The organism is Neobacillus thermocopriae (genome assembly GCF_010975035.1).
Classification (GTDB): domain Bacteria; phylum Bacillota; class Bacilli; order Bacillales; family Cytobacillaceae; genus Neobacillus; species Neobacillus thermocopriae.
This window is the reverse complement of record NZ_JAAIUV010000017.1, coordinates 67,730-73,729: the sequence shown is the minus strand read 5'-3', so window position 1 is coordinate 73,729 and position 6,000 is coordinate 67,730. Positions and strand designations below refer to the sequence as shown.

Sequence of the window (6,000 nt, the reverse complement as noted above, 5' to 3'; positions counted from 1 at the left end):
ATTTACGTTTATTTGCACTTGCTTTAACATGCGTAGAATCAATAAATACATGTTCAGCACTAATCAACTTTTTATCAGAAGCTTCTTTTAGAATGCGGTAGAAGATTTTTTGAAATAGATCTGTATCCTTGAAACGTCTTTCATAGTTTTTTCCGAAGGTTGAGAAGTGGGGGACTTTATCATGAAACCCAAAACCTAAGAACCAACGATAAGCAAGATTTGTTTCAATTTCTTCAATAGTTTTGCGCATAGAGCGAATACCGAAGGTATATTGAATAAAAGCCATCTTAATTAATACAACAGGGTCAATACTTGGACGACCACGTTCAGATGAATACATATTCTCAACTAATTTATATATAAATGAAAAATCAATAGCAGCTTCTATCTTACGAACCAAGTGATTTTCAGGAACCAGCTGGTCTAAAGTAATCATTTCTAATTGATCTCGATTTACTTGTGTATTTTTAGTAAGCATTTCAATATCACCTCGATATTCTATAACATAATTATACAAAAAATGTCGACAAAATCCTTTAAAAAAGGATTTTGTCGACAGTCTGAAAGAAGCAGCTACCTGCTTCTTTTTTTTATAGGATTTTCACCTACGAGAATGGTCTAGCTCAAACATCGCGTGACCAAAAGCGATAGCTTTTGGGAAGAGGCCATACGCCGCTAAGCAGGGGGCTTTCGCTTTTCTAACAAACTTGACCTAAGTCAAGGAACTCCATTTCTCTTTTCCCTAAAATGACATTAGAAAACAGATTTCTGTTTTGCCAGTTATAAAATTTACTTATATAAAGGAGACTGTATGCCATGAAAAAGCTTGGATTCCTTTTATTATCAGGCGCTTTAACATTTGGTTTAGCAGCGTGTGGGGGAACAGAGGAAGCAGCAAATACAAAAAAATCCAGTGAAAAATCAGTGGAAACTGCTTCTACCTCAGGAGTAGAGGAGTTTACGATTACAGCAAAGAATTGGGAGTTTTCTTCAGATAAAGAGTTGACAATAAAAAAAGGTTCGAAGGTTAAATTAAACTTAATTAACGAAGAAGGAATTCATACCATAGGTAATGAAGAATTAGGAATTGACCTGAAAGCAGATAAACCTGTTGAATTTACTGCTGAAAAAACAGGGGAATACGAATTAATTTGTTCAACTGTTTGTGGGGCTGAAGATGATCACAAAGCAATGAAACTTACACTAAAAATTGTAGAATAAAAGAATTTATCCTATTGCACGAACTCTTTTAGGAAATTGCTAATTGTGAAAAGCTAAGACAATCAGCTGGACATGATATTTTTGAAATATCTTGTCCAGCTAATTTATTTTTTATCAAAGATAAATCTTATTCATCAAAAGTATTAACTATAGACCAGTTCTTTTTCAACTAATCCAAGCGTCTGGGCTGTAGAGTTATGAATCTCTTCAAAAAGCTTCTGGTTTCCTGATAATGAAACACCATAAGAAGGGATCATTTCTTTTATTTTTGACTCCCACTCTATCATATGTTGTGGGAAACATTTTTCTAATACCTCTAACATTACGTGTACAGCAGTAGAGGCACCTGGAGAAGCGCCAAGCAACGCGGCAATCGAGCCATCAGCGGCACTCACCACTTCCGTACCAAATTGTAGTGTTCCTTTACCACCACTCTCGGTATCTTTAATTACTTGTACCCGTTGTCCTGCTACTACAATCTCCCAATCCTCGGCTTTTGCTGTCGGAATAAATTCACGTAATTCTTCCATGCGTTTTTCATCCGATAGCATAACCTGTTGAATCAAGTATTTGGTCAGGGCTAATTCTTTTACACCTGCAGCCAACATCGTTAATACATTATTTGGCTTGACAGAAGCTAACAAATCTAAATTTGATCCGTTTTTTAAGAATTTTGGTGAAAAGCCAGCAAATGGTCCAAACAACAATGTTTTTTTGTTATCAATATATCTTGTATCAAGATGTGGCACCGACATCGGTGGAGCACCAACCTTTGCTTTACCGTATACTTTTGCATGATGCTGTTCTGCCACTTTCGGATTGTTGCATACCATAAATAAACCGCTAACCGGGAATCCACCAATATGTTTAGACTCAGGGATGCCAGTTTTTTGGAGTAAAGGAAGACTTCCACCACCCCCGCCAATAAATACAAATTTAGCTGCATGGCGTTCAATGGCACCGCTTTCGATATTCCATACTTTCAATTCCCATAAGCCATCTTCAGTGCGTTTAATATCCTCTACTTGATGTTTATATCTAATATCAACATTTTTACTCTTTAAGTGGTCAAACAACATGCGTGTTAGTGCGCCGAAGTTAACATCCGTTCCGGAGTTCATTTTTGTTGCGGCTATCGGTTCATTCAGTTTACGACCTTCCATCATTAACGGAACCCATTCTGTCAGTTTTTCATGGTCGTCGGTAAATTCCATTTCTTGAAACTGTGGATGTTTTGATAGCGCTTCAAATCTTTTTTTCAAAAATCTTACATTTTCTTCTCCTTGCACAAGACTCATATGTGGAATAGGCCTAATGAAGTCTTGGGGATTACGTATCACCTTACTATTTACAAGATAGGCCCAAAACTGTCTTGAAAGCTGAAACTGTTCATTAATTTTTATCGCTTTCGTAATATCTATAGATCCGTCCGCTTTTTCGGATGTATAGTTAAGCTCGCACAATGCAGCATGGCCCGTCCCTGCATTATTCCACTCATTTGAACTTTCTTCTCCTGCATTTTCTAGTTTCTCAAATACTGTAATTTCCCATTCCGGTGCTAACTCTTTCAGTAAAGATCCTAAAGTTGCGCTCATGATTCCGGCACCAATTAAGATAACATCCGTCTTTGTCCGTATGCTGCTCATGATAACCATCCTTATCCCTATATTTGCAAAAAAGAGTAGGCGCCCTTGCTTAGGTATTACCTATAGCCAGGCGGTATTCAGGAACACTTTCTGTTTCAATTATAATAATACCATAATCTATTATATTTTTTTATAGTTTTAAATTTCTACTATAATCTGACAATTATAAACTACTAAATTATTTTATATATATCACTTGTTTTAACTATAAAAACAGGTATTAGTCATCCTAACGCTTAGTATTTGAGGATTCCTTTGTTAGGAAAGAAAAAAGGAGACTGTTTTAAAAAACAGTCTCCATCACTTATCACACTATTGTTGATTTGGGTTCTGATTTTGATTTGCGTTTTGATTTCGGTTTTGGTTTTGGTTTTGATTTTCGCCTGTCTCTGGTTTAGATTCTCCAGCATTCCCATTATTATTGTTGTTAGGATTCTCTATTCTATCTACTGTGACAGCAGTTGAAGTTGGTTCACTCTTTCCTGCATTATTAGAAGCCACGACCGTTATGATATATTTTTGCCCTGGTTGCGGATTACCTAATATTGCATTTGTATTAGTCGTCGTCGTTAAGGTTTGAGTATTTCCATTTACTGTATAAGTGACAATATAGCTTACATTTTGTGCATTGGCATTAGGATGGTTCCAACTAATTACAATTTGATTTGAGTTTTTATCATATTTAGCATGCAACCCAACAGGACTTTTCAATTTTTCTTCCGGCCCTTGAACCGTTATGGAAGCAGATGCTGCATCACTTTTAATGCCATCCCTAATAGCAGCTACATTGAATACATAGGTTTTTCCTTTCTCTGGGTTTTGCAGTACTGCTTTTCTGTCACCCGTTGATGACAGGCTCATTGTTTTTCCATCCACACTATAAGAAATTTCAAAGGTTGCTTCGCTTTCAGAACTATAATTCCATGTTAATTGAATGCTGTTCGAAGCTTCATCATAAACTGCTTTCAAATCAGACGGTTTGCCAGGCTTCGGTGGCTTCGGTTTTTCTCCACCTTTTACATAATATTCATTTCCAGATTTGGCAACACTGTTAGGTTGTTTAAATGTTTCCTTGCTCGTACTTATCCTAGACATAATGGCTTTAAATACCAACTTAGAAAAGTCTGCACTTTGTTTCCCTAAATAATCATCTGACGTTTTTGTTGTGGTGTACCCGGTCCAAACCGCACCAGTGTATTGCGGCGTATAGCCAACAAACCAGGCATCACGTGTTGCATTACTCGGCAAACCATATTTCGCAATAGCCGATTTATCAAAGCTGGTAGTTCCCGTTTTACCTGCTAAATCAATACCCGAAATATTAGCCAATTTCCCTGTACCTGAATCAACAACCGTACGCAACATATCTGTTATGAGGAAAGCGGTATAATCCTCCATTACTTTCTTTTTACTTGAAGCCAAATCCTTTTCCGTTCCATCTTGATAAATAACTTTTGTAACTGTATATGGCTCAATATAATAACCGCCATTTCCAAATGCGGCATATGCACCCGCCATTATTAGTGGAGAGGCTGCATCTATTGCACCAATCGCATTTGATTCATTTGCTTTTTGTTCATCTGTAATTGGGAATCCAAGATTATTGGCAAAATTTGTCGCATAATCGGCTCCTACTTCTTGATAGGCTTTTAAAGCCGGTATATTGCGAGACCATGCCAAATGATCCCTTATGGTTCTATTTCCAACATAAGAACGGCTAGCATTACGAATTGGAGTTCCATTTGAATACTGGTACGGTTCATCTTTTAAGATATGTCCTGTCGACCACTTAAATTTTTCAATGGCTGGGCCATAATCAAGAATAGGTTTTATTGTCGAACCAGGATGACGTTTAATCTTGGTGGCATAATTATAACCACCAGTTTGATAATGTCTTCCACCGCCAATTGCTTTGATAGCGCCCGTTTGAGTATCTAAAATGACAACTGCTGACTGCAGTCTCTCATTATCCGGATAATTAATATACTCATTAGTGGATAGGGCTTTCTCCGTTATTTGCTGGATTTCCGGATCGATTGTTGTATAGATTTTTAACCCGTCTTCAAATATATTTGAACCTGTTTTGTTTTGAACTTCCTCAATAACTGTGTCAACAAATGCTTGATATTTATTTCCTTGTTTTTGTTGAATATTTAACGTATCTTCAATCGGTGTACTTTGTGCTTTTTCCATTACCTCTTTGGAAATATAGCCGTGTCGATTCATATATTGGAGAACCATATTCCGTCGTTTTTCTGCCCTTTCAAGATTGCTTTCCACAGTCGGAATATAGTTATTCGGACTTTGCGGAATTCCTGCTAGGAGGGCAGCCTGTTCAAGTGTCAATTGATCTAGCTCATCCGCCTTTAAACCAAAGAATCGTTCAGCGGCTTTTGCTACACCATAAACGTCACTTCCATACAAATTCTTATTAAAATACATTTCCAGAATTTGATCTTTTGAAAAACGTCGTTCTAATTGAATGGACAAATACCATTCTTGCACTTTTCGAGTTAGCGTCTTTTCTGGCGATAGGAAGGAATTTTTCACAATTTGCTGTGTGATCGTACTTCCACCTTGAGAAGTGCCAGCTGTGATATTCGTGAAAACGGCAACAAGTGTCCGTTTCACATCAATTCCGTGATGTTCGTAAAAACGAGCATCTTCTGTAGCTAACACTGCATTTTTGAGAACATCCGGTATTTGATCAATCGTAATATCATCACGCTTTTCTTTACCTACTTCGGCAATTAATGTTTTCTCATCGGCTGCATATATTTCCGATGATAATGGGTCTTTTAATAACGTTTCATCAAACTTTGGTGCATCTTTAATAATCCATGCGAATGCACCAATCACAGCTAAAATCATAACAAGACCTAGAGTCAAACAAATAAAGAAGATTCTTTTCCATACGCTCTTTCCCTGCTTCTTCCCCTTTTGACCCTTTGAAGCATTTTTCTGCTGTTCTTGTATTCTTCTTCGCTCTATACGAGAGCGATATTCTTCTGACATGTATCTCATCCTCCCTTTTAAAAACGGATTCCAAATAAACCCATATAATTTCTATGAATACATGACGAATAAATTATACTTGATTTTATAAAAAAAATAACGCAAAACTCAATGATTA

At 36.9% G+C, this 6,000-nt stretch carries 4 protein-coding genes; 1 reads left to right on the top strand and 3 read right to left on the bottom strand.

Annotation, left to right across the window (positions count from 1 at the left end; translation table 11 throughout):
• On the bottom strand, nt 1-478 hold a 478-nt coding region (locus G4Z05_RS11550; RefSeq protein ID WP_205597402.1), incomplete at its 3' end, for a transposase.
• A gap of 338 nt (nt 479-816) precedes the next feature.
• On the opposite strand from G4Z05_RS11550, the gene G4Z05_RS11545 reads away from it, so the two are divergent.
• The gene (locus G4Z05_RS11545; protein WP_163252024.1) at nt 817-1,221 is read left to right on the top strand and encodes a cytochrome c oxidase subunit II; all 405 of its coding nucleotides are present in this window, start codon (nt 817-819) and stop codon (nt 1,219-1,221) included.
• 143 nt (nt 1,222-1,364) lie between these two features.
• Here the strand turns inward: G4Z05_RS11545 and G4Z05_RS11540 are convergent, their stop codons facing one another.
• Together G4Z05_RS11540 and G4Z05_RS11535 are read right to left on the bottom strand one after the other, a co-directional pair.
• Nucleotides 1,365-2,867, bottom strand: coding sequence for a malate:quinone oxidoreductase (locus G4Z05_RS11540; protein ID WP_163252023.1), 1,503 nt, complete (start codon nt 2,865-2,867; stop codon nt 1,365-1,367).
• Nucleotides 2,868-3,179: 312 nt separating this feature from the next.
• Nucleotides 3,180-5,882: a penicillin-binding protein 1A gene (locus tag G4Z05_RS11535; protein WP_163252022.1), complete on the bottom strand. Its 2,703-nt coding sequence runs from the start codon at nt 5,880-5,882 to the stop codon at nt 3,180-3,182.
• Nucleotides 5,883-6,000: the final 118 nt, after the last annotated feature.

Bases quoted from the DNA above. Each gene is read 5' to 3' on its own strand.
- G4Z05_RS11535 (WP_163252022.1), bottom strand. From the start codon at position 5,882: ATGTCAGAAGAATATCGCTCTCGTATAGAGCGAAGAAGAATACAAGAA.
- G4Z05_RS11545 (WP_163252024.1), top strand. From the start codon at position 817: ATGAAAAAGCTTGGATTCCTTTTATTATCAGGCGCTTTAACATTTGGT.
- G4Z05_RS11540 (WP_163252023.1), bottom strand. From the start codon at position 2,867: ATGAGCAGCATACGGACAAAGACGGATGTTATCTTAATTGGTGCCGGA.